This is a genomic window from Ignavibacteria bacterium (genome assembly GCA_013177855.1).
GTDB lineage: Bacteria > Bacteroidota > Ignavibacteria > Ch128b > Ch128b > Ch128b.
This window is the reverse complement of sequence record JABLYA010000002.1, coordinates 117,249-139,898: the sequence shown is the minus strand read 5'-3', so window position 1 is coordinate 139,898 and position 22,650 is coordinate 117,249. Positions and strand designations below refer to the sequence as shown.

The window sequence follows — 22,650 nt, the reverse complement described above, 5'->3', positions numbered from 1 at the left end:
GGATCTTTTGTTTTGATTTTTTAGGCTTAAGCAAATCTTTGAAGCATATCTAAAAAGTTGGAGCGAATCCCTCAGGATTTGTTCTGTTTGAAATTTAATTTTAAAATCAAGAGGGTGAAACAATGCTCACACAATTATTGAAACCTGAAATTAAATCACTTCTTAATGAAAGACGTTTTGATGTATTAAAAGAAGTTTTACAGGAATGGCCCCCCGCAGACATCGCTGAATTGATCGTTGAACTTGAGGAAAAAGAAAGAGTTATAATTTTTAGGTTATTGAATCGTGAACTTGCAGCTGATGTGTTTGAATATCTTGATGTTGATACTCAGATGGAATTAATTAAATCGATGGGCAAGGAGGATGTTGCAGCAATTTTGAATGAAATGGATCCTGATGACCGTACTGCATTATTTGAGGAAATTCCCACTCAAGCTCTGCACCAATTAATCTCGCTACTCTCAACCGATGAAAGAAAAATTGCAACCACTCTTTTAGGTTATCCTGAGAATTCAATTGGCCGTTTGATGACGCCAGACTATCTGGCTGTCAAAGCTGAGTGGACAATTCAGGAGGTTCTTGATTACATAAGAAAAGTCGGTAAAGGTAAGGAAACATTAAATGTCATTTTCGTTACAGATGAAAAAGGAAAACTGCTTGGCTCAGTTGATATTAGAGATATTTTACTTGCATCGCCCGACCAAAAAATTGCAGAGATTTACGATGAAAACATAACACCTCTTCTTGTTAACGAAGATCAGGAAAAAGCCGTTTCGGTTTTACAAAAGTATGATACAGTTGCGTTACCTGTCGTTGATAACAATGGAATTTTACTTGGTATCGTGACGGTTGATGATATTATGGATGTTGCAGAAGAAGAAACAACTGAGGATATTCAAAAACAAGCCGCTGTTGAAGTTCTGGAAGAACCTTATTCAGAGATTCCTATTCTTAAGATGATTAAGAAAAGAGCTGGCTGGTTGTCAATTCTCTTTATCAGCGAAATGTTTACTGCAACAGCAATGGCAGTATTTGAAGAAGAAATTGCGAAGGCTGTTGTGCTTGCCCTTTTTGTCCCTTTGATAATTTCAAGTGGTGGTAACTCGGGTTCTCAGGCATCAACACTGGTTGTTCGCGCTATGGCTCTGGGTGAAGTAACTTTGAAAGATTGGTTCAAGATTATGAGAAGAGAATTTCTAACCGGTCTTTCTCTCGGAATTATTTTGGGCTTCATCGGTTTTCTAAGAATTTTCTTATGGCAAGAAGCTACTCATATTTATGGTGAATATTGGTTTTATGTAGCTATGACTGTTTTCTTTTCACTCATCGGTGTGGTAATGTGGGGAACTTTGATTGGTTCAATGCTTCCATTTATTTTAAAGAAAATTGGATTTGATCCCGCAACATCTTCAGCACCTTTTGTTGCAACGCTCGTAGATGTGACTGGAATTATTATTTACTTTTCAGTCGCAATGGAAATTTTAAAAGGTAAATTATTATAAGACTTTAGGTTAAAAGAATGAAGGTTCTTAGAACAATTGGTGAATTAAGAAACGAATTAAGGGATTTAAAGCTTCAGAAAAAAATCATTTCTTTTGTTCCAACGATGGGATATCTGCACGAGGGTCACCTCAGTCTTGTTGGATACGCTAAACAAAATTCAGATTTTTGTGTTGTTTCGATTTTTGTCAATCCAACTCAATTCGCTCCAAACGAAGATTTTAATCGCTATCCGAGAGATGAACAAAGGGATTTGAGTTTACTTGAAAAAGAAAAATGTGATTTTGTTTTTATACCATCAGCTCAGGAAATGTACGGCGAAAATTATCAGACTTATGTTAAGGTCAGAAAGTACAGTGAAATTTTAGAAGGAGAATTTCGCCCGACTCACTTTGAAGGTGTGACGACTGTTGTAATAAAGTTATTTAATATCGTCCAGCCAGATTTTGCTGTTTTTGGTCAAAAGGATGCTCAGCAAGCTTTTATAATTCAAAAAATGGTTAACGATTTGAACATTCCAATTAGGGTTGATGTTCTGCCAATTGTTCGAGAAGTTGATGGTCTTGCAATGAGCTCAAGAAATGTTTATTTATTAGGCGAAGAAAGAAATCAAGCTTTGTGTCTTTATAAAGGAATTCAACTTGCTGAAAAACTTTTCAACGAAGGAGAAAGATCAGCAAAAGTCTTAATTGAAAAAGTGAAGAATTTAATCAATCAATTTTCACTTGCTAAAATTGATTATGTGGAAATTGTTGAGAAAGAAAGTTTTGAGAAAGCTGATTTATTGAAAGAAGGAAATGAATATTATTTATTACTCGCCGTTCGAATAGGAAACACAAGATTGATTGACAATACAATTTTAGGCAGATAAATTCTAAATAATTTTCGAAATGTCGTATAGCTGGAAAAAAATCTCCATAAAATTCTTAATGTTCCACAGATAAATTGATGAGAAATGGAAACAAGCAATCAATATGATTTAATAATTTATCCCGCTAATCTTTCTGGAGTTGTAGCTTCAATTTTTCTAAAACAGAATTTCAAAAAAGTGTTGCTTTTAAATCGATACGGATTTTTCGGCGGCTCAATTACAGAAAGTCTTAATCTACTTCAGAGAAAACCTGAAGAAGACTTTGATCGAGGTAAAGTTTTAAACAGTATTTTAAAGCGAGTTAAAGAATTTAATGAAGGCATTTTATTCGAAGATGCCCAGTATATTTTATTCAATCCTGAAGTTGTGAAATATATTCTTCAAAAAGTTTGTGAAGAAAATGAGATTGAACTTTTGTTTCACATCACTCCATATCAAGTTAATTTTTCTGAAGATTTGATCTATATTAATGTAATTGGTAAGGAAGGTGAAATTAATTTTACAACTTCAAAGCTGTTTGACTTTTCAACTGAATTTACTTTTGCACCATTAATAGATAAAACATCGAGAATATTTTCAAAGGCTCAAGTTAATTTTATTTCTCTACCAGTAGATGAAAAAATTTTACAGAATGTAGATCAAAAAATTAGATTGAAAGATGAAAGGTGGTGGTTATCAATTGATTTAGATACACAAAATCTTTTTGATGTAGAAGAAATTGCAACGCAGACATTGGATAAGATAGATGAATTGCTAAGACAAAATCGAAGTCGAATTCAAATTGTCCCTGCTCAGTCACATTTGATGTTTACATTAAATCAAAGAGCAAAGTTCGACGAAAGAATTTCATTCATCACTGATTTTGTAAATATATTCGAACCAGAAAATGAAATTTTAATTGCCGAAGAAATCGAGAAAAGATTAAGCGATGAAAAAAATTTTTGAAGAATTAAAAAATGGTCTTGTTGTCTCCTGTCAATCAGAGGGAGATGATCCGTTTAACACACCTGAAGGCGTAACTCTATTTGCTCGTGCTGCAGAGATGGGCGGCGCAAAAGGCATTCGATCCGAAGGAATTAAAAAGACCAAAAGTATTCTGGCGAATGTTAAAATTCCTGTCATTGGATTGATTAAGTCTCAATTCGAAGATGGTTCAGTTAAAATTACTGGTTCATTTAGAGATTTTGAATCATTGCTTGAAATTGGTTGTCATATAATTGCTGTTGATGGAACTTTTCGAATCAGAGAAGGATTGTCGGGTCCAGAGTTTATTTCACAACTTAAGAAAAGATATAATGCTTTAATTATGGCTGACATTGCAACTTATGATGAAGCTATCGCATGCGTTGATAGTGGTGCCGACTGTGTATCTACAACTTTGAGCGGATATACACCAGAAACCCGTTATCTTAATAACAATAAACCAGACTTTGATTTACTGAGAAAATTGGTAGATAATTTAAGAGTTCCAGTATTTGCCGAAGGGAGATACAACACTCCCGAATTTTGTGCAGAAGCAATTAAAATTGGTGCATGGTCTGTTGTGGTTGGAACAGCCATCACTCGGCCCAGAATTGTTACATCTTGGTTCGTCTCAGCAATAGAAAATGCTTCACTTGAAAGAACATCAGAGAATGATAATTCATTCGATTTTGATGAAGAGTAAAAAATCTTTTGTCACACTTTCGCTCATTCTATTCTTTAATCATTTTGTCTTATCGCAAACTGTTGCGAAGTATGAACCACCAAGCGGATGTTATATTGGTGCCTTCATTCAAAATGATATTAATGTTAATGGAATGATATCGAATTTTGAAGCACTTGTCGGTAAGAAACATACAGGATATTTGACTTATACTTCTGTTTCATCTCCATTCCCGAAAGCTTTTGCTGATTCTTGTAAAAAATATAATGCATTTATGCAGCTTGGCTTCGAACCAGACACTGCTTTTCGTGATGTTGTTGATGGACCTCATCTAAGAAATTGGGCAAGAGAAGCTGCTAAGAGCGGAATACCAATATTTTTAAGATTTGCTTCCGAAATGAATGGCGATTGGGTCCCCTGGTTTGGTTCACCAACTCTTTATAAAGAAAAGTGGCGATTGATGCATCGAATAATGAAAGAAGAAGCACCAAATGTTGTGATGGTTTGGTGCCCGAATTGGCGTCCCGATATTCCAAATGATACCTCAAGAAACATAATGGCTTATTATCCAGGTGATGAATATGTTGATTGGGTTGGAGTAAATTTTTATATGTGGGGTCCTGTTTATGATTCTTTAATGAATGAAACAGGAATTTCAACTCTCTCAAAGGTCGGTGCTGTTTACAATAAATTTCCAAATAAACCAATTATGATTTGTGAATGGGCAGCAGCTTCAAGAGAATGGAGAGGTAATCCGCCGCTGCCAAGAATTACCACTGATTATTGTATTAATCATATGCAGCAACTTTACAATAATTTGCAACAGTATTTCCCAAGAGTAAAAGGAGTTTTCTGGTTTGATTACGATTCACACCTAATTAATAAATCTGATTTTTCTTTGACAAATAATTCGGCTGTTTTAAATGCTTATAAAAATGTGATTCAGAATCCTTATTTCATTACAAATGTAAATTTTAATGTCCCACTTATCTCGATTGCTCCAAAAGTTGTAAGGCTGATTGATACAATTTACTTTGAAATTAATTGTTCAAGACCAATAACAGAAGCAAAGCTGATGATTAATAATTCCGAAATTCAAACAATTTATTCAGAACCCTGGATGTTTGTCGTTGACTTTTCAAATCACAATGATGGAAATTTAGAGATTGAAATTCGAGCAAAAACTATTGATAATTTCGAAGGCAGAGGATATCAAATCATCGAAGTTGATAATAACAATGATTACTTCTCTTTTGTAATAGACAATTCAGACTCACTTTTCACAGGTTCCGGTGGATGGCTTTCATCATCTCAGCCAGATAGATTTGGAAAAGATTACTATGTAATTCCTCCAAATTCAAACGCTTTTGGTGAATGGACTTTTATATCGCAAGTTAGCGGCTCAATGAAGTTATATGCATTCTGGAGTGCTCATCCAAATCGTTCTTTGAATGCGGTATATAGAGTTTTTAAAAATGATAGTTTGTTATGTTTATTTTCAGTTAATCAAAGAGAAAATGGTGGAAGCTGGAATTTCCTTGGCGAAATTAATTTTAAGGCGAATGATACTATTAAAGTAAGATTAAACTCATCAAGCGATGGTTACTGTATTGCGGATGCAATTAAATTTTATCGAAACACAACAAAAGTGGATTACTCCAATCAAACGCCTGAAGATTTTGTTTTATATCAAAATTATCCCAATCCATTTAATTCACTGACCAACATTAGATTTTCCTTAAAAGATAATGGATTTGTTTCTATCACTATTTATGATGTTCTTGGTAGAAAAATAAGTACCTTACTTGAAAACTATTTAGAAGGAAATAAAACTTACAATTTTACTTTTGATGGTAATGAACTTTTTTCAGGGATTTACTTTTTGAAGTTACAGCAAGGAGATAAATCAAAAATTATAAAGATGATCTTGTTGAAATAATTTATTGAGAAACTTAAGATTTAGGGCAATTATTATTATAAGCCAATTATACCTTCCTCGATTCTTTCCTTATTAAAAAAATACGCCAAATGACTAATTGACGATTTACAGTATTAGAATATTTTAGAACCAGAAAGTTGAATAATGAAATTATGAAATCATTCTTTCAAATTATTAATGCATTTTTGTTCCAACAATCAAAAGGGGCACAGTATGAGCACAAAAATGAGCACTTAATGATGAACTTCAATAAACAGACAATCAAAAAAATTAAGGAGAACCAAAAATGAAAAAAGTCCTATTTGTTATCTCGTTCGTTTTAATAGCCCAATTAGCTTTTGCTCAAGGCTTTAAATCAGGTGATACCTACCTTGGTGGTAGAGTTGCACTTGGAGGTGTTGGTAACGCATCTCTCGGGTTTGGATTAAATGGTGAATATGGCATTGGTGATAATCTTGGAGTTGGATTTGTCGGAATGTATTCTGGTTATTCCGAGGATGTCGGTGGAGTATTCTACTCTGGTAAATGGTCATATACAAATATCTATGTGCTGGGAATGGTAACATATCATTATGATGTATTTGGTTTGAAAAATCTTGACACTTATGGAGCTTTCAATATTGGTTATAATGTTGCAAGCGCAAAATGGGAATGGGTAAATAATCCTGGAGGCTTCCCTGAACCTTCTGCAAGCGTCGGTGGTTTTGTCTGGGGATTTACTTTTAATGCAAGATATTTCATTATGCCGTCTTTAGCATTAACTGCAAGCCTTGGATACGGGATTGGTTACTTACATTTAGGAGTTGACTTTAAATTATAATTAACAAAATCTAACTAAGTGCTCATACGCACCCTTCACAAAGCCGCCTTGCATAAAATCCTGAATGTAGGGCGGCTTTTGTATTCCTATAATTTGATCCAGGATTTTAATTCAGGAAGCTTATAATTATTCGAATAGAAAACATTTTCAAGATATAATCCAGATGGTGGGGCTGTAAATTTTAAAGGTAAATCTGTATTTGATTCAAACATTTTAATTAATTCAGTTTCAGTAAGATTTTCTCTGCCAATTTCGACTAACACACCAACCATTCTTCTGACCATTTTCCAGAGGAAATGTGAACCAATAACTCTAATCAAAATCAACGAGCCTTCTTCTTTCAACTGCACATCTTCTATTTTAACCAATGTTGATTTTTCTTCATCGTCTATATCAGCAAATGATTGAAAATTTTTTAGACCAATGAAGTGCCTGGAAGCGAGATTCATTTTTTCAAAATTAAGCTCGTCCTTTATCCACCAAACAAATTTCTTTGCAAAAGCAGTTCGTCTCTTACTGATGATATAAAGGTATGAGCGATATTTCGCATCTTTTCTAGCGTGAAATGATTTATTTACTTTTTCGACAGCCAGAATATTTATATCAGAGGGCAAATTATCGTTCAGTGCAAATTTAATTTTGTCTTCCGAAAGATTTGTTTTTACATCGAGATGAGCTATTTGATTTAATGCATGAACTCCAGCATCGGTTCTGCCAGCACCTTGAAAATCAAAATCGTTTGTCGCAAAAACTTTTTTGATTGCACCAATAATTTCACCCTGAATTGTTCTTGCATTTCTCTGTATTTGCCAGCCGCTGTATCGTGTCCCTTCGTATTCAATTGTCAATTTGAATTTAGGCATTGTGATTTTCTGATTAGAGGATTAATAAATTATGTGCGGTTTGATTTATCAATTTTCAACGCAAGATAATTTAATTTAAAGCATTACATTCTCTCAGGTGCTTTCACGCCAAGAATTGCAAGTCCATTTTGCAGAACAATCTGTGTTGCTTTGCAGAGTGAGAGCCTTGCAGATGTTAGTTCTTCTTCCTGACCCAACACACGATGTTCGTGATAAAATTTGTGGAATAACTCAGCGAGTTCATGTAAATAGCTAATCAAAATCAGTTGATCAAAATTTTCTGCAGATCTTAAAACTATATCAGGGTAATTTAAAATATGTTTGATCAATTCGATTTCTTCTTCTTCTCTCAAAAGCTCAAATTTATTTCCAGGATTTTTACCTTCCTCTTTTGCCAATCTCAAAATTCCGCAAATTCTTGCATGAGCATATTGTAAATAAAAAACAGGATTTTCGTCAGTTTGTTTTTTTGCAAGTCCAATATCAAAATTCAAGTGACTGGAAATTGATCTCATCAGAAAAAAATAACGAACCACATCGGCACCAACTTCGTCAATTAATTGATCAAGCGTTACAAAATTTGCTTTGCGAGTCGACATTTTAACTATTTCACCATCTTTCACAATTGTCACAAACTGATGAATAAGCACTTTAACCTTTGAAGTGTCGTAACCTAAAATTCGAAGTCCTGCAAGTACATCAGGATATGTAGCCATATGATCTGAGCCAAAGATATCGACCATCAAATCATAATTTCGTTTGAATTTTTCAATGTGATATGCAATATCAGGCAATCGGTAGGTAGGTTCGCCAGTGCTTTTGATAATAACTTTATCTTGTTCAAGTCCAGCTTTAGTTAGAGCAAGCCAGAGAGCACCATCTTTTTCATAACAATATCCTTTTTCTTTAAATGCATTAACGACTTCATCAATTTTACCGGTTTCATACAGTGAATTTTCATTAAAGTAATTATCAAACTTAATTCCGAGTCGATTCAAGGTTTTGTTAATATCAGCGAAGATTTCTCTTTCTGCAATATTCTTGAAATAAGAAAGATCGTCTGAATTTTTTAGTTCATCTTTTTTTTCTTCATAAATTTTTCTAGCTATATCAATTATGTATTCGCCTTGATAATAATCCTCTGGAAATTCAATTTTTTCACCAAGCAATTCCAGATACCTTAATCGAACTGAGTCAGCCAATACGCGCATTTGACGGCCAGCATTATTAAAATAATATTCACGCTCAACTTTGTAACCGACCGCAGAGAGAAGGTTTGCAATTGTATCTCCAAAAACAGCGTTTCGTCCGTGTCCCACAGTCAGAGGGCCTGTAGGATTTGCAGAAACAAATTCAACCTGTGCCTTTTTGCCGAGATATTTGTTCGATTTTCCGTACTCAGATGATTTTTCAAGAACAAGATTTAACTGCTTGTCAATAAATTCCTTCTTGAATTTAAAATTAATGAAACCGTTTCCTGCTACTTCAATTTTTTCAAGAGCGTTTTCAGTGTCCTCCAAATTTTCAACTATCTGATTAGCTATTTCTTTGGGTGATTTTTTTAATTCCTTTGCGAGTAAGAAAGGATAATTTGTTGCAAAATCACCATGTTCTTTTTGTTTAGGGACTGTGAAGATAATGTTATCAGTATTAATAAAAGATAATTTGCCTTCAAGATTTTTAAAGATTAAGTAAAGATAATTTTTCATTTTTGTTTAATTATTTACCTCAACTTGTTCATAGTCGGTTTTAATTTTTTCCGCTTTTGCGTCTGCCCATAATTTTTCAAGCTTGTAATAATCTCTGGCCAATGGATGAAAGATGTGAACAACAACATCGACATAATCAATGAGTACCCAAGTGTTTGCTCTTTCGCCCTCAATGTGCCAGTACTTGATTCCTTTTTCTTCAAGTTTTTCGATGATATTATCTTTGATAGCCTTAATGTGTTGTTCAACTGTTCCTGAGCAGATAACAAAAAAATCGGTTACAGAAGTAATTTTTCTGAGGTCAAGGACCAGAATATTTTCTCCTTTTTTCTCGATGATTTTTTCGACGATTAAATCTTTTAAAGCTTCACTTTTTACCATTTTATTTCACTGTTTAGTTTTTGATAATCTTCGCCAATTACAATTGTTACATCAGTCAATTCGAATTCTTTAATATCAGTTTTAACCTGATCAGGATCAATCTTTAGAACTTTAATTATTTTTCTAAGAATTTTTTTATCTCCTCTATGATCTATGATGAAAGTTTTCTTTACATTCCTTTCGTTGTAGTTACCTTGAATAACTACATCAAAATTTTTTGATCGTAGAAAATCGGTTAGCTTTTTTGCAAGTCCATCAGTTTGTGTCCCATTTAAAACTTTGACCTGGATAATTTTCCCAGAAATATTTTTTTCTTCCAGATCTTCATCAGAAGGTTTTTGAAGTGATAGATAAATATTGTATGCAATAAATAAAAGAATAAGTCCGAGAAAGAAGAGGGTAATATTTAAGAGTGTATTTTTAGTTTTAAGAGACTCCGCCACTTTGATCTATCAATTCCCTCCGTTTTTCATCTTCCAAGATACCAATCATTAAATCCTGCTTCATCGTAACGGTACCAGCTTGGATAATATCTATAATATGGATTCATTAGATAAAGTGCGGAAGGTAAATTCCGAAATTCAACATTAATTAATGTGTTTTCAGTAGGTCTCCAATTTAATGCAGCACGACTTACAAAAATGCCGTTAAATTGATTTTGAAATTCTCTTCCAAAAGAGTTAAATGGTGAGTGAGTTAAACTAATATCGAGTTCCATTGTGAGAGGATCAGAAATTTTATAGAACATTGAATTTGTGTAAACACCTAAAGCAAGGCTTGATTTTCCAAAAGAGGTGTAGGAAAAATTATAAGAGTGAGACATCTTGAAATTTGATGGATTAAAAAAGCCGAATAATAGATTCCCCGATTTAGGTGAAAGCATTGCACTTCCAACATTAATCTCTTGAGGTTTTTGGCTTTTTAGTTGTCCAAAAATTATTCCTGATGTCAAGAGAATTACGATTAGTATATTTTTAATTTTCATTTTTCTGTCCTCTCATTAATTAATTACACTCTCTTGAACAAATGCAATATATTATTTGTTTCGTATTTTCTCAAAGTAATGATTAATTTTGATTTTAATTTTGAGCTCGCAATGAAATTATATTCTTTATTGTTAACGAAAACATTAATAAAACAATTGAAGTAAAAAATTTTGACTTTACTATAAACCACTCAGTTGCATCTTTAAAATAAGATTAATATAATTGTAAGCTAAAAATATAAGATAAAATGGGTGGACGCCGGAGTTGGAGAGCCGGGGCGGACTGTAAATCCGTTGGCATACGCCTTAGGGGGTTCGAATCCCTCGCCACCCACCAGAAAGTTCATTAAAAGTTTTGGTAAAACAAGCGGGAGTAACTCAGTTGGCAGAGTCACAGCCTTCCAAGCTGTTGGTCGCGGGTTCGAGTCCCGTCTCCCGCTCAAAACTTTTAAGATTAAATTTAGAGAAATTTGATAATGTGTTTTCCCTTTCTAAGGGGAAATTTTTTTATTTGAAATAGTGTATTTGCTTGCGTAGCTCAGTTGGTAGAGCACTTCCTTGGTAAGGAAGAGGTCACCGGTTCAATCCCGGTCGCAAGCTCAAGAAAGTGAGAATTGAAAAATGAGAGATATTATTACATTAGAATGTACTGAGTGTAAAAGGAGAAATTACACTACCACCAAAAATAAAAAGCTCCATTCGGGAAGAGTAGAGTACAAAAAATATTGCAAGTGGTGTAATAAACATACAATTCATAAGGAAACAAAATAAAATTTACGTCAGTAGCTCAATTGGTAGAGCAGCGGTCTCCAAAACCGCAGGTTGGGGGTTCGAGTCCCTCCTGACGTGCATAATCAGGAAATAACTTATGAAACAAAAAATTATTAATTACATTAACGATGTTGTCAGGGAGATGAAAAAAGTTACCTGGCCAACACAAGAAGAACTTAAGGGTTCAACTCAGCTCGTTATTATCACTTGCTTAATTCTCGCTGCTTTTGTTTATATCATCGATCAGATTTTGAGTAATATAATAAAAGGGATTTTTTAGAGATGAGCTTTAAGTGGTATGTGTTGAGAACATTTTCGGGTCACGAGAATAAAGTAAAGACGGCGCTCGAAAAGGAAATTGAGTTTAGAAATTTACAACCTTACATTAAACAAATTTTGATTCCTGTAGAAAAAGTTTTTGAAGTAAAAGACGGGAAGAAAAAACAAAAGAATAAAAGTTTTTTCCCTGGTTATATTCTAATCGAAGCGGAACTTGATAAAAAGATCATTGATATTATTCTAAGTATTCCATCAGTAATGGGTTTTCTGGGTACAAAAAATCGCCCACAACCTCTTCAACCTAGTGAAGTTGAAAGAATAATTGGAAAGATTCAAGCCGAAGCAAAAGGTGAAAGAATCGAAACTCCATTTAAAGTAGGCGATCCTATTGTTATTACTAATGGTCCTTTTGCCAAATTAAAAGGTACCGTCCAGGAAGTAAATAATGAGAAGCTTAAATTAAAAGTAATGGTTAGTATTTTTGGTCGCAAGACACCAGTAGAAATAGATTTTACTCAAGCAGAATTAGAAAAATAAATTTTGAGAGAAAGTTATGGCTAAGAAAATAGTTGGTTACATAAAACTTCAAATTCCAGCAGGACAGGCAAACCCCGCTCCACCAGTTGGCCCTGCATTAGGTCAAAAAGGTGTTAATATTATGGAGTTCTGCAAGCAATTCAACGCAAGAACTCAAAATCAAGCGGGATTAATTATACCTGTTGTTATTACTGTTTATTCTGATAAATCATTTACTTTTATTACAAAAACTCCTCCAGCATCAGTATTACTACTCAAAGCTGCTAAAATAGAGAAAGGTTCAGCTGAACCAAACAGAGTAAAAGTTGGGAAAGTCACAAAAGAACAGATAAAAGAAATTGCAATGATGAAAATGCCTGACTTAAATGCGGCTTCACTTGAAGCAGCAATGAGTATGATCGAAGGAACTGCAAGAAGTATGGGTATCACCGTAGAAGGATAAAAAAATAGGTTTGATATGAAAGTAAGTAAAAGAGTAAAAAATAATCTTTCATCAATCGATAAGAAAAAAGAATATAAATTATCCGAAGCAGTTGAGCTTGTTAAAAAATTAGCCAATGCAAAGTTCGATGAATCGGTTGATGTAGCTGTTAGGTTGGGTGTTGATCCAAGACATGCTGATCAAATGGTTAGAGGTACAGTAGTTTTACCTCATGGAACTGGAAAGGAAGTAAAAGTTTTGGTTTTAACTCGTGGACCAAAAGAAACTGAAGCAAAAGAGGCAGGTGCTGATTATGTTGGATTTGATGAATATATAAAGAAAATTCAAGAAGGTTGGTTAGACTTCGATGTTGTAGTTGCAACCCCCGATGTTATGCCAGAAGTCGGTAAGCTTGGAAAAATTTTGGGTGCTCGAGGTTTAATGCCTAATCCAAAGAGCGGAACTGTTACTAATGATGTTGGAAAAGTTGTTAAGGAATTAAAAGCAGGTAAAATTCAATTCCGAGTCGATAAAGCGGGAATTGTTCATGCATCGATTGGGAAAGCATCTTTTGATGCTCAAAAACTAATTGAGAATTTTAAAGCTTTGATGAGCACAATTCTCAGATTAAAACCTGCTTCGGCAAAAGGTCAATATGTAAAATCGATTTATCTATCCAGTACAATGGGTCCTGGAATTAAGGTAGATCGAAATGAGTTAACTAATTTATAAAAGTGACTATTACGCACTCTTAAGCTTCTAAATATTAACGGTGTAAATCTATTAAGGATAGGTTGAATTATGAATAAAGCTGAAAAAGCCGAGATCGTTGCAAGGGTTGCCGATAAGTTGAAGAATGCGACAGGTCTTTATCTTCTTAACTACCAGGGGATTACTGTTGAAGAAGTAAATGAACTTCGTCGTGAATTTCGTAAAGCTAATGTGGAGTATCGCGTTGTAAAAAATACTCTGGCAAAACTTGCAATTGATCAAATTAACCGCTTTGAAAAGGCAAAAGAATATCTTGTTGGAATGACAGGTATTGCAATTTCAAATGAAGATCCGGTCGTTCCTGCAAAGATTATCAAAAAATTTAGAGAAAAATATAACAAGCTAGATTTAAAAGCTTGTTATATCGAATCCTCATTTTATGATGGTTCAAAATTAGATGAATTGGCTTCATTACCATCAAAACCAGAGATCATTGCAGGTATCATTGGTGGTATCCAATCGCCAATATCTGGTTTGATTGGAACTATCAATGCAGTAATGCGTGATCTTGTTGGTGTTCTTGATGCTTACATTAAAAAACAAGAAAGTAATTAAAAAAATCAGGAGTTATTAAAATGACAGAGAAAGTAGCAAGTTTAGTAGAGCAAATTAAAGGATTGACTTTAACAGAAGCTGCCGAATTAAAGAAAGCATTAGAAGAAGAATTTGGTGTAACCGCTGCTGCCCCAGTTGTAATGGCAGGAGCTCCAGCAGCAGGTGGACCCGCAGCACCAGCTCAAGAAGAGAAAACTGAATTTAATGTTGTATTAACTGATGCAGGTGCACAAAAAATTAATGTTATAAAAGTTGTCCGTGCTCATACAGGTTTAGGTTTGAAAGAAGCAAAAGATCTTGTTGATTCAGCTCCAAAAACAATCAAAGAAGGTGTTAGTAAAGAAGAAGCTGAAAAAATTAAGAAAGAAATTGAAGAAGCTGGCGGTAAAGTCGAGATTAAATAATTTTTCTATAAATATTTTTTTCAGGAAAGTGATGAGTCAAAACCACGGCTCATCATTTTCCATTTTTATTGGTAACAATCAATAATAAGTTATTGGAGATGTAAAAGTGGCAGACAGAATATCATTCTCAAAAATTAAAAGTGCAGTTGAGGCTCCGGATTTATTGGCAGTGCAACTTGAATCGTTTGAAGATTTTCTCCAGTCTAAAGTTCCACCAGAAAAGAGAGAAAACAAAGGTTTACAAAGTGTTTTCCTTCAAAACTTCCCGGTGTTAGATCAAAGGGAAAATTATAAACTTGATTTTGTTGAATATTATGTTGAAAAACCGAGATATACAATTCAGGAATGCCTTGAAAGAGGATTGACTTATGCTGTGCCTCTAAAAGCCAAGATGCGTCTCTCCATTCGTGATCTTGAAACACAAGAGTTTGTTCAATCGGTCGAGCAAGATGTATATCTTGGAAACTTGCCCTATATGACACCAAAGGGAAGTTTTATTATTAATGGTGCTGAACGAGCAATAGTCAGTCAATTGCATCGTTCACCAGGTGTTGTTTTCTCAGAAACTATGCACCCAAATGGAACAATGATTTATACTGGAAGGGTGATTCCATTTAAAGGCTCGTGGGTTGAGTTTGCTACTGACATCTCCAATATGATGTATGTTTATATTGATAGAAAGAAAAAATTCCCTGCAACAACTCTACTCAGAGCAATTGGATATTCTTCTGATGAACAAATTCTTGAATTGTTCGATCTCTATGAAGAAGTTGACTTAAATAAATCTAATATTAAGGATTACTTTGGCAGAAAAATAGCTTCCGATTTAATTGATTTTTCAACGGGGGAAATTTTTGCGACTAAGGATACAGAGTTTACTGAGGAAATTTTACAAAGGGCAAAGAAAACTGGTAATAAAAAAGTAAAATTTATTAAACAAATTGACTCCGTTGATGGCCATTTAATCTTAAACACACTCGAGAATGATATTGCTCACAGTGAAGAAGAAGCTCTTGAAGCAATTTATAAGCAACTTAGAGCAACCGAAGCACCAGATCTTGAAACAGCAAGAGGGTTGATTGATAAATTATTCTTCAATCCAAAAAGATATGATCTTGGTGAAGTTGGCCGCCATAGAATGAATGTTAAACTTGGATTGAACATTCCAGAAGATATTACAATCCTTACTAAAGAAGATATTATTGCAATCATAAAGTATTTAATTGACTTAAAAGATGGAAAACATCCAATTGATGATATTGATCATCTTGGAAATAGAAGAGTTAGAACAGTAGGAGAGCAATTAACTCAGCAATTCAACACTGCGTTTGCAAGATTAGCAAGAACCATTAGAGAAAAAATGAACATTCAGGAAACAGAAAATTTTGGACCTCAAGATCTTGTAAACGCAAGAATTATTTCAAGTGTAATTAACTCTTTCTTCGGTACAAATCAATTATCACAGTTCCTTGATCAAACCAATCCATTAGCTGAGATTACACATAAAAGAAGATTAAGTGCATTAGGACCGGGCGGTTTGACAAGAGAAAGAGCAGGTTTCGAAGTAAGAGACGTTCATTACACACATTATGGTAGATTGTGTCCAATAGAAACCCCCGAAGGACCAAACATTGGTTTGATCTCATCACTTTGTATCTATTCAAGAATAAATAAATATGGTTTTATCGAAACTCCATATCGAAAAGTTGAAAATGGAAAAGTTACAGATCAAATAGAATACTTAACTGCAGAAAAAGAAGACGAAGTAGCAATTGCTCAAGCAAGTACGCAAATTAATGAACAAGGAAAGTTTGTCGGTGAAAGAATAATTTCAAGATTCAGAGGAGACTTCCCCGAAGAATCTCCTGAGAATATAAAATACATGGATGTCGCTCCAAATCAAATTGTAAGTCCTGCAGCTTCGTTAATTCCATTCCTTGAACATGATGATGCTAACCGCGCATTGATGGGAAGCAACATGCAGCGTCAAGCTGTTCCTTTATTGAAGACAGAAGCTCCGCTAGTTGGAACAGGAATGGAAGCAAAAGTTGCAAGAGACTCACGTGCTCTTATTTTAGCCGAAGGTGATGGTGTTGTCCTTGAATGTGATTCTAATCACATTACGATTGAATATGATATGACTGAAACAGAAAGATTAACTTCCTTTGAAGATAGAAAAATTAGAACTTATTATTTAACCAAGTTTTACAGAACCAATCAAGATACCTGTATTAATCAAAAACCGCTTGTTGTTGAAGGACAAAGAGTCAAGAAAGGTGATGTGCTTGCTGATGGTCATGCAACTGATAACGGAGAACTTGCTCTTGGAAAGAATATCCTTGTCGCATATATGCCATGGCGTGGCTATAACTTCGAGGATGCTATTATTCTTAGCGAGAGACTTGTAAAGGAAGATGTCTATACTTCAATCCATATTGAGGAATTTGAACTTCAAGTTAGAGAAACAAAACGAGGAGAAGAAGAACTTACTCGCGAAATTCCTAATGTGAGTGAAGAAGCAACAAAAGATCTGGATGAGAACGGAATTGTCAGAGTTGGAACCGAAGTTAAAGAGAACGATATCCTGATCGGAAAGATTACTCCTAAAGGCGAAACTGATCCAACTCCCGAAGAAAAATTACTTAGAGCAATCTTTGGTGATAAAGCTGGAGATGTTAAAGATGCTTCTTTGAGAGCTCCAGCAGGAATGAAGGGAGTTGTTGTTGCAACTAAATTATTTAATAGAAGAAGACGCGATGCTGAAGGAAAGAAGGAAGAAAAAAGATTAATCGAACAACTTGAAAAAGAACACGCTGAAAATATTGAGAAGTTAAGAGAAAAATTAATTGATAGGCTCGTCGAAATTTTCGAAGGCATTGAAACAGTTGGCATCAAATTCAAAGATGGTTCCTCAGCAATTAGAAGCGGAACCGTATTAAGAAGATCAATATTCGAAGCTCTTGGTGAGAAAATAGATGAACTTGATGTCGAGCCTGACTGGACTGAAAATACAAAAAAGAACAATCTAGTCAGAAAACTTTACGAAAATTATTACCTCCATAGACAGGATATTGATGATAATTTGAAAAGAGAGAAGAATAAGATTCAAGCAGGTGATGATCTTCCGCCCGGAATTGTACAGATGGCTAAAGTTTATGTTGCTAAAAAGCGTAAGATTATGGTCGGTGATAAAATGGCGGGTCGTCATGGTAACAAAGGTGTTGTTGCTAAGATTGTTCCTGTCGAAGATATGCCATTCTTACCCGATGGTACTCCAGTAGATATTATTCTCAATCCACTTGGTGTTCCTTCAAGAATGAATGTCGGGCAATTGCTTGAATGTGCTTTAGGCTGGGCTGCATATAAATTGGGAGTAAAATTCGCAACTCCAATTTTTGATGGTGCATCCTGGGAAGAAATTCAAGAATATCTTGCAAAAGCAGGATTAAATCCAAGTGGAAAAACAGTTCTTTATGACGGAAGAACTGGTGAAAGATTTGATAAAGAAGTTACCGTTGGTGTCGCTTATATAATGAAGCTGTCTCACCTTGTTGAAGATAAGATCCACGCACGATCAATTGGACCTTACTCATTGATTACACAACAACCGCTCGGTGGTAAGGCTCAGTTCGGTGGTCAAAGATTTGGTGAAATGGAAGTATGGGCTCTTGAAGCTTATGGTGCTGCTCATACTCTACAAGAAATGTTAACGGTAAAAAGTGATGATGTGACAGGTCGAGCTAAAGTTTATGAAGCAATAGTCAAAGGTACTGACTTCCCTGAAGCTAATGTTCCTGAATCGTTTAATGTCTTGGTCAGGGAATTGCAAGGACTATGTTTAGAAGTAAATGTTGAATACGAATAAGAATCAACAACAAATTATGAGTTTGAAAAATGACAACAATTAAACCTTTAGATCAGCAATCAAAAACAATTTCAAAGATTACAATTAGTCTTGCTAATCCCGATGTGATTTTGAAAAGGTCTCATGGTGAGGTAACAAAACCTGAAACAATAAATTACCGTTCATTCCGTCCCGAAAAGGATGGCCTATTCTGCGAAAAAATCTTTGGACCAACTCGCGATTGGGAATGTCATTGCGGTAAATACAAAAGAATAAGATACAAAGGTATTATATGTGATAGATGCGGTGTTGAGGTTACTACAAAATCAGTTAGACGCGAGAGAATGGGCCATATCTCTCTTGCAGTTCCCGTCGCACATATCTGGTTCTTTAGATCACAGCCAAGTAAAATCGGAAATGTTTTAGGATACACTACAAAAGATCTTGAAAAAATTGTTTACTACGAGACTTATGTTGTCATTAATCCAGGACCCACTGGATTAAAAGAAAAAGATTTGATTACCGAGGAACAGTATTTTGAAATACTAAACTCTCTTCCACCTGATAATGATAAATTACCTGATGACGATCCTCGCAAATTCGTTGCAAAAATGGGTGGAGAGGCACTCAAAGCTTTATTAAAGAAAGTAGATCCAGAAGCTTTAAGTTTAGAACTTAGAACTCAATTAAAAGAAGAAACCTCTCAACAGAAAAAACAAGAAATTCTAAAAAGATTAAAAATAATTGAAGCATTCAAACCTAAAGAAGGTGCACCAGAAAATAAACCCGAATGGATGATTGTTGAAGTCGTTCCAGTTATTCCGCCAGAACTCCGTCCTCTTGTGCCTCTTGAAGGTGGAAGATTTGCAACAAGTGACTTAAACGATCTTTATAGAAAAGTCATCATTCGCAATAATCGTCTTAAAAGATTGATCGAAATTAAAGCTCCTGATGTAATTCTGAGAAATGAAAAAAGAATGCTTCAGGAAGCTGTTGATGCATTGTTTGATAATTCAAGAAGAACAAATGTAGTTCGTGTTGAATCAAACAGAGCGTTAAAATCATTATCAGATATCTTAAAAGGAAAACAAGGACGATTTAGACAAAATCTTTTAGGAAAGAGAGTTGACTATTCTGGTCGTTCAGTAATCGTTGTTAATCCAGAGCTTAAACTTCATCAATGTGGTTTGAACCGAGATATGGCTCTGGAGCTCTTCAAACCTTTTGTAATTAACAAGCTGATTGAGCGTGGATATAACAAGACTGTTAAGAGTGCAAGAAAAGTTATCGATAAAAAGCAACCTATAGTTTGGGAAATTCTAGAGAGTATTGTTGACTCCCATCCTGTAATGTTAAACCGTGCACCAACTTTGCACAGACTTGGTATACAGGCATTCCAACCAATTTTGGTTACAACAAAAGCAATTGAAATACACCCAATGGTTTGTACAGCATTCAATGCTGACTTCGATGGAGATCAGATGGCTGTACACGTTCCGCTTTCTCCAGAAGCTATACTCGAATGCCAGTTATTAATGCTTTCAAGTCATAATATTCTTTCTCCACAAAATGGTAATCCAATTGTAATTCCAACTCAAGATATTATTCTTGGTGCATATTATTTGACCAAAATAAAAAATGGTGATCTCGGCGAAGGTAAAGTTTTCAGTTCACCAGATGAAGTTTTGATCGCTTATGAAAATAAAAAAGTTGGATTGCATGCAAGGATAAAAGTTAGAATAGATGATGAATTAATTGAGACATCAGTTGGAAGAGTAATCTTTAATCGCATTGTTCCAAAGGAGATGGGCTTTATTAATGAATTATTGGTGAAGAAGTCATTTGGTAGTTTAATTGGTAAAATGTTCCGCAAACTTGGTAATGTAAGAACCGCCCAATTCCTTGATGATCTGAAAGATATTGGTTTCAAATACGCTACAATTGGTGGTATTTCAATAAATGTCGATGATATGATTGTTCCCGATGCTAAATGGCAGTTTGTGGAAAAATCTAACAAAGAAGTAAAGAAAGTTCTCAATCAATGGCAAGAAGGTTACATTTCTGAAGGTGAAAGATATAATAAGATAATTGATATCTGGACTCACACAACAAATAATGTTGCTGATGCTCTTGTAGAAACTTTGAAGAAATCTCAGGACGGATTTAATCCACTCTGGATGATGATAGATTCAGGTGCTCGTGGTTCGAAAGAGCAAGTTCGTCAGCTTGCTGGAATGAGAGGATTGATGGCTAAGCCGCAGAAGAGTTTAACAGGACAGGCTGGTGAAATTATTGAGAGTCCAATTATTTCTAACTTCAAAGAAGGTCTTTCGGTTATTGAATATTTCATTTCAACTCACGGTGCAAGAAAGGGGCTTGCTGATACCGCTCTTAAAACTGCCGATGCTGGTTATCTTACAAGAAGATTGGTTGATGTTGCCCAAGATGTTGTAGTAACTCAATATGATTGTGGAACGATCCGGGGTGTTGAAATTACTGCATTGAAAGATGGAGAAGAAATTCGAGAACCATTATCTGAAAGAATTTTAGGAAGAGTTGCCCTTGAAGATATTGAAGATCCAATAACTAAAGAATTGCTTTGTGAAGCCGGTGAATTAATTACAGAAGAAATTGCTGAGAGAATTGGTGAAACAGCAATTGAAAGAGTTAAGATTAGAACAGTTTTGACCTGCGACTCAAAACGCGGTGTTTGTGCAAAGTGTTATGGAAGAAACTTGACTACAGGCAAATTGGTCGATGTTGGTGAGGCTGTAGGTATTATTGCAGCTCAATCGATTGGTGAACCAGGTACTCAGCTTACATTAAGAACATTCCATATTGGTGGTGCAGCTAGCAGAATAGTTGAAACTTCACAAGTTACTTCAAGATTTGAAGGTAAAGCTCAATTTGAAGGGTTAAGATTTGTTGAAAAAGTAAATGAATTTGGCGAAAAAGTAAAAGTCTCTCTTACTAGAAATGGTTTAATCAATATTGTTGATAATGATGGCAGAATACTTAGAAAGTATGAAGTTCCTTATGGTGCAGAGATAGTAATTGAGGATAATCAGAAGGTTGAGAAAGGAACAATCCTTTATAATCATGATCCTTACAATGCTGTAATTATTACCGAAGTTGATGGTGTCGTCGAATTTCAAGATATGGTGGAAAACATTACATTCCGTCACGAAAGCGATGAACAAACAGGTCATATCCAGCAGGTAGTAATTGAATCTCGTGATAAAGCTTTAGTGCCGAGAATCAATATTGTTCAGAATGGCAATAAAATTATCGAATACATTATGCCAGCTAAAGCTCATTTGGTCGTTAGAGAAGGACAGGAGATAAAAGCTGGTACTATTTTAGCAAAAATTCCACGAGAGATTGGAAAGACAAGAGATATTACTGGTGGTCTTCCAAGAGTTACCGAATTATTTGAAGCAAGAAAACCACACGATCCAGCAATTGTCTCAGAATTTGATGGAGTTGTTTCTTTCGGAGCTCAGAAAAAAGGAACTCGAGATATAATCATTACCTCTATCGATGGATTAACAACAAAAACTTATTCAATCTCAGTTGGTAAGCATGTGCTTGTTCAGAATGGTGATGTAGTTAAAGCTGGAGATAAATTAACAGATGGCGATCTTGATCCTCATGATATATTAAGAATCAAAGGTCCTAATGCAGTTCAAGAGTTCCTCGTAAATGAAATACAGGAAGTTTATCGTTTGCAAGGTGTTAAGATAAATGACAAGCACATTGAAATTATCGTTAAACAGATGCTGCAAAAAGTTAAAATCCTTGATCCAGGCGATACCAAATTCCTTGAGAATGATCTTGTTGATAAGTACGTTCTAGAAGAAGAGAATGAGAAAATCAGAAATTCTGTTGTTATTCTTAATCGTGGTGATTCAAGATTTAAGAATGGTCAGGTTGTTGAAAGAAATAAAGTAAGAGATGTTAATATCGATCTTAGAAAGAAGAATAAGAAACCTGTTGAATTTAGAGATGCTCAACCGGCAACTTCAGAACCAATTCTCTTAGGTATTACCTCAGCTGCTCTTTCAACAGAGAGCTTTTTATCAGCAGCGTCATTCCAGGAAACAACTAAGGTTTTAACAGATGCTGCAACTGAGGCAAAAACAGATTACTTACTTGGTTTGAAGGAAAATGTTGTAATTGGCCATAAGATTCCAGCAGGAACTGGTTTGAAGAAATTCAGGAATATTATTTTAACGACATCAGAATTTGTTGAAACGAAAAGTTCGACCCAGGAGACAATCAAAGTAAAATCGAAATAACAGCTTGACTAAAAAATATCTAAATGTTATATTGCGAAGCTAAATTTTTATAAAACG

20 protein-coding genes and 4 tRNA genes are annotated in these 22,650 nt (G+C 34.8%); 19 read left to right on the top strand and 5 right to left on the bottom strand.

The features are described 5' to 3' along the window. Positions 1–122 precede the first annotated feature (122 nt). The 6 genes from mgtE to HPY57_11775 all read left to right on the top strand — a co-directional run bounded on the left by mgtE (position 123) and on the right by HPY57_11775 (position 6,775). Positions 123–1,502 carry a magnesium transporter gene (gene mgtE, locus HPY57_11800; protein NPV12459.1) on the top strand — a complete coding sequence of 460 codons (1,380 nt, stop codon included), beginning with the start codon at positions 123–125 and terminating at the stop codon, positions 1,500–1,502. Positions 1,503–1,519: 17 nt separating this feature from the next. After that, positions 1,520–2,371: a pantoate--beta-alanine ligase gene (locus HPY57_11795; protein NPV12458.1), complete on the top strand. Its 852-nt coding sequence runs from the start codon at positions 1,520–1,522 to the stop codon at positions 2,369–2,371. An 84-nt stretch (positions 2,372–2,455) separates the two neighbouring features. Further along, entirely contained in the window at positions 2,456–3,316 is an 861-nt protein-coding gene (locus HPY57_11790) for an FAD-dependent oxidoreductase (protein NPV12457.1), read from the top strand. After that, positions 3,300–4,037, top strand: coding sequence for an N-acetylmannosamine-6-phosphate 2-epimerase (locus HPY57_11785; GenBank protein ID NPV12456.1), 738 nt, complete (start codon positions 3,300–3,302; stop codon positions 4,035–4,037). The genes HPY57_11790 and HPY57_11785 overlap by 17 nt, the downstream gene beginning before the upstream one ends. Then, positions 3,979–5,955 (top strand): T9SS type A sorting domain-containing protein, encoded by a 1,977-nt coding sequence (locus HPY57_11780; GenBank protein NPV12455.1) that lies wholly within the window; start codon positions 3,979–3,981, stop codon positions 5,953–5,955. Before HPY57_11785 ends, HPY57_11780 begins: the two co-directional genes overlap by 59 nt. Before the next feature lie 286 nt (positions 5,956–6,241). Continuing rightward, a complete protein-coding gene (locus HPY57_11775) occupies positions 6,242–6,775 on the top strand; it encodes a hypothetical protein (protein NPV12454.1) in 534 nt (177 codons plus the stop codon). 86 nt (positions 6,776–6,861) lie between these two features. Here HPY57_11775 and truA read toward each other — a convergent pair whose 3' ends face one another. From truA to HPY57_11750, 5 genes are all read right to left on the bottom strand, one after another. Beyond that, entirely contained in the window at positions 6,862–7,638 is a 777-nt protein-coding gene (gene truA, locus HPY57_11770; protein NPV12453.1) for a tRNA pseudouridine(38-40) synthase TruA, read from the bottom strand. Positions 7,639–7,721: 83 nt separating this feature from the next. Continuing rightward, entirely contained in the window at positions 7,722–9,347 is a 1,626-nt protein-coding gene (locus tag HPY57_11765) for an arginine--tRNA ligase (GenBank protein NPV12452.1), read from the bottom strand. Between the two features lie 6 nt (positions 9,348–9,353). After that, entirely contained in the window at positions 9,354–9,728 is a 375-nt protein-coding gene (rsfS, locus tag HPY57_11760; GenBank protein NPV12451.1) for a ribosome silencing factor, read from the bottom strand. Continuing rightward, positions 9,722–10,171 carry a LytR C-terminal domain-containing protein gene (locus tag HPY57_11755; GenBank protein ID NPV12450.1) on the bottom strand — a complete coding sequence of 150 codons (450 nt, stop codon included), beginning with the start codon at positions 10,169–10,171 and terminating at the stop codon, positions 9,722–9,724. Before HPY57_11755 ends, rsfS begins: the two co-directional genes overlap by 7 nt. 26 nt (positions 10,172–10,197) lie before the next feature. Beyond that, complete coding sequence (locus tag HPY57_11750; protein ID NPV12449.1) at positions 10,198–10,713, bottom strand: hypothetical protein; 516 nt, start codon at positions 10,711–10,713, stop codon at positions 10,198–10,200. Positions 10,714–10,963: 250 nt separating this feature from the next. On the opposite strand from HPY57_11750, the gene HPY57_11745 reads away from it, so the two are divergent. From HPY57_11745 to rpoC, 13 genes are all read left to right on the top strand, one after another. Next, positions 10,964–11,050 (top strand) — tRNA-Tyr (locus HPY57_11745). A 30-nt stretch (positions 11,051–11,080) separates the two neighbouring features. Then, a tRNA-Gly gene (locus HPY57_11740) sits at positions 11,081–11,153 on the top strand. A gap of 87 nt (positions 11,154–11,240) precedes the next feature. After that, positions 11,241–11,313 (top strand) — tRNA-Thr (locus HPY57_11735). Positions 11,314–11,334: 21 nt separating this feature from the next. Then, complete coding sequence (gene rpmG / locus HPY57_11730) at positions 11,335–11,484, top strand: 50S ribosomal protein L33 (protein ID NPV12448.1); 150 nt, start codon at positions 11,335–11,337, stop codon at positions 11,482–11,484. Positions 11,485–11,489: 5 nt separating this feature from the next. Further along, positions 11,490–11,562, top strand: a tRNA-Trp gene (locus HPY57_11725). A 19-nt stretch (positions 11,563–11,581) separates the two neighbouring features. Next, complete coding sequence (gene secE / locus HPY57_11720) at positions 11,582–11,764, top strand: preprotein translocase subunit SecE (protein NPV12447.1); 183 nt, start codon at positions 11,582–11,584, stop codon at positions 11,762–11,764. Between the two features lie 2 nt (positions 11,765–11,766). Then, positions 11,767–12,300, top strand: a complete 534-nt coding sequence (nusG, locus tag HPY57_11715; GenBank protein ID NPV12446.1) for a transcription termination/antitermination factor NusG — start codon at positions 11,767–11,769, stop codon at positions 12,298–12,300. Positions 12,301–12,316: 16 nt separating this feature from the next. After that, entirely contained in the window at positions 12,317–12,742 is a 426-nt protein-coding gene (rplK, locus tag HPY57_11710; protein ID NPV12445.1) for a 50S ribosomal protein L11, read from the top strand. Between the two features lie 15 nt (positions 12,743–12,757). Continuing rightward, complete coding sequence (locus HPY57_11705; protein ID NPV12444.1) at positions 12,758–13,453, top strand: 50S ribosomal protein L1; 696 nt, start codon at positions 12,758–12,760, stop codon at positions 13,451–13,453. A 69-nt stretch (positions 13,454–13,522) separates the two neighbouring features. Continuing rightward, entirely contained in the window at positions 13,523–14,047 is a 525-nt protein-coding gene (locus tag HPY57_11700) for a 50S ribosomal protein L10 (protein ID NPV12443.1), read from the top strand. Between the two features lie 20 nt (positions 14,048–14,067). After that, positions 14,068–14,451 (top strand): 50S ribosomal protein L7/L12, encoded by a 384-nt coding sequence (gene rplL, locus HPY57_11695; GenBank protein NPV12442.1) that lies wholly within the window; start codon positions 14,068–14,070, stop codon positions 14,449–14,451. A gap of 91 nt (positions 14,452–14,542) precedes the next feature. Beyond that, positions 14,543–18,316 carry a DNA-directed RNA polymerase subunit beta gene (gene rpoB, locus HPY57_11690; protein ID NPV12441.1) on the top strand — a complete coding sequence of 1,258 codons (3,774 nt, stop codon included), beginning with the start codon at positions 14,543–14,545 and terminating at the stop codon, positions 18,314–18,316. Between the two features lie 29 nt (positions 18,317–18,345). After that, a complete protein-coding gene (rpoC, locus tag HPY57_11685) occupies positions 18,346–22,593 on the top strand; it encodes a DNA-directed RNA polymerase subunit beta' (protein ID NPV12440.1) in 4,248 nt (1,415 codons plus the stop codon). Positions 22,594–22,650: the final 57 nt, after the last annotated feature.

Coding starts and splice junctions, on each gene's coding strand:
- mgtE (NPV12459.1), top strand. CDS start 123: ATGCTCACACAATTATTGAAACCTGAAATTAAATCACTTCTTAATGAA.
- HPY57_11795 (NPV12458.1), top strand. CDS start 1,520: ATGAAGGTTCTTAGAACAATTGGTGAATTAAGAAACGAATTAAGGGAT.
- HPY57_11790 (NPV12457.1), top strand. CDS start 2,456: ATGGAAACAAGCAATCAATATGATTTAATAATTTATCCCGCTAATCTT.
- HPY57_11785 (NPV12456.1), top strand. CDS start 3,300: ATGAAAAAAATTTTTGAAGAATTAAAAAATGGTCTTGTTGTCTCCTGT.
- HPY57_11780 (NPV12455.1), top strand. CDS start 3,979: ATGCTTCACTTGAAAGAACATCAGAGAATGATAATTCATTCGATTTTG.
- HPY57_11775 (NPV12454.1), top strand. CDS start 6,242: ATGAAAAAAGTCCTATTTGTTATCTCGTTCGTTTTAATAGCCCAATTA.
- truA (NPV12453.1), bottom strand. CDS start 7,638: ATGCCTAAATTCAAATTGACAATTGAATACGAAGGGACACGATACAGC.
- HPY57_11765 (NPV12452.1), bottom strand. CDS start 9,347: ATGAAAAATTATCTTTACTTAATCTTTAAAAATCTTGAAGGCAAATTA.
- rsfS (NPV12451.1), bottom strand. CDS start 9,728: ATGGTAAAAAGTGAAGCTTTAAAAGATTTAATCGTCGAAAAAATCATC.
- HPY57_11750 (NPV12449.1), bottom strand. CDS start 10,713: ATGAAAATTAAAAATATACTAATCGTAATTCTCTTGACATCAGGAATA.
- rpmG (NPV12448.1), top strand. CDS start 11,335: ATGAGAGATATTATTACATTAGAATGTACTGAGTGTAAAAGGAGAAAT.
- secE (NPV12447.1), top strand. CDS start 11,582: ATGAAACAAAAAATTATTAATTACATTAACGATGTTGTCAGGGAGATG.
- nusG (NPV12446.1), top strand. CDS start 11,767: ATGAGCTTTAAGTGGTATGTGTTGAGAACATTTTCGGGTCACGAGAAT.
- rplK (NPV12445.1), top strand. CDS start 12,317: ATGGCTAAGAAAATAGTTGGTTACATAAAACTTCAAATTCCAGCAGGA.
- HPY57_11705 (NPV12444.1), top strand. CDS start 12,758: ATGAAAGTAAGTAAAAGAGTAAAAAATAATCTTTCATCAATCGATAAG.
- HPY57_11700 (NPV12443.1), top strand. CDS start 13,523: ATGAATAAAGCTGAAAAAGCCGAGATCGTTGCAAGGGTTGCCGATAAG.
- rplL (NPV12442.1), top strand. CDS start 14,068: ATGACAGAGAAAGTAGCAAGTTTAGTAGAGCAAATTAAAGGATTGACT.
- rpoC (NPV12440.1), top strand. CDS start 18,346: ATGACAACAATTAAACCTTTAGATCAGCAATCAAAAACAATTTCAAAG.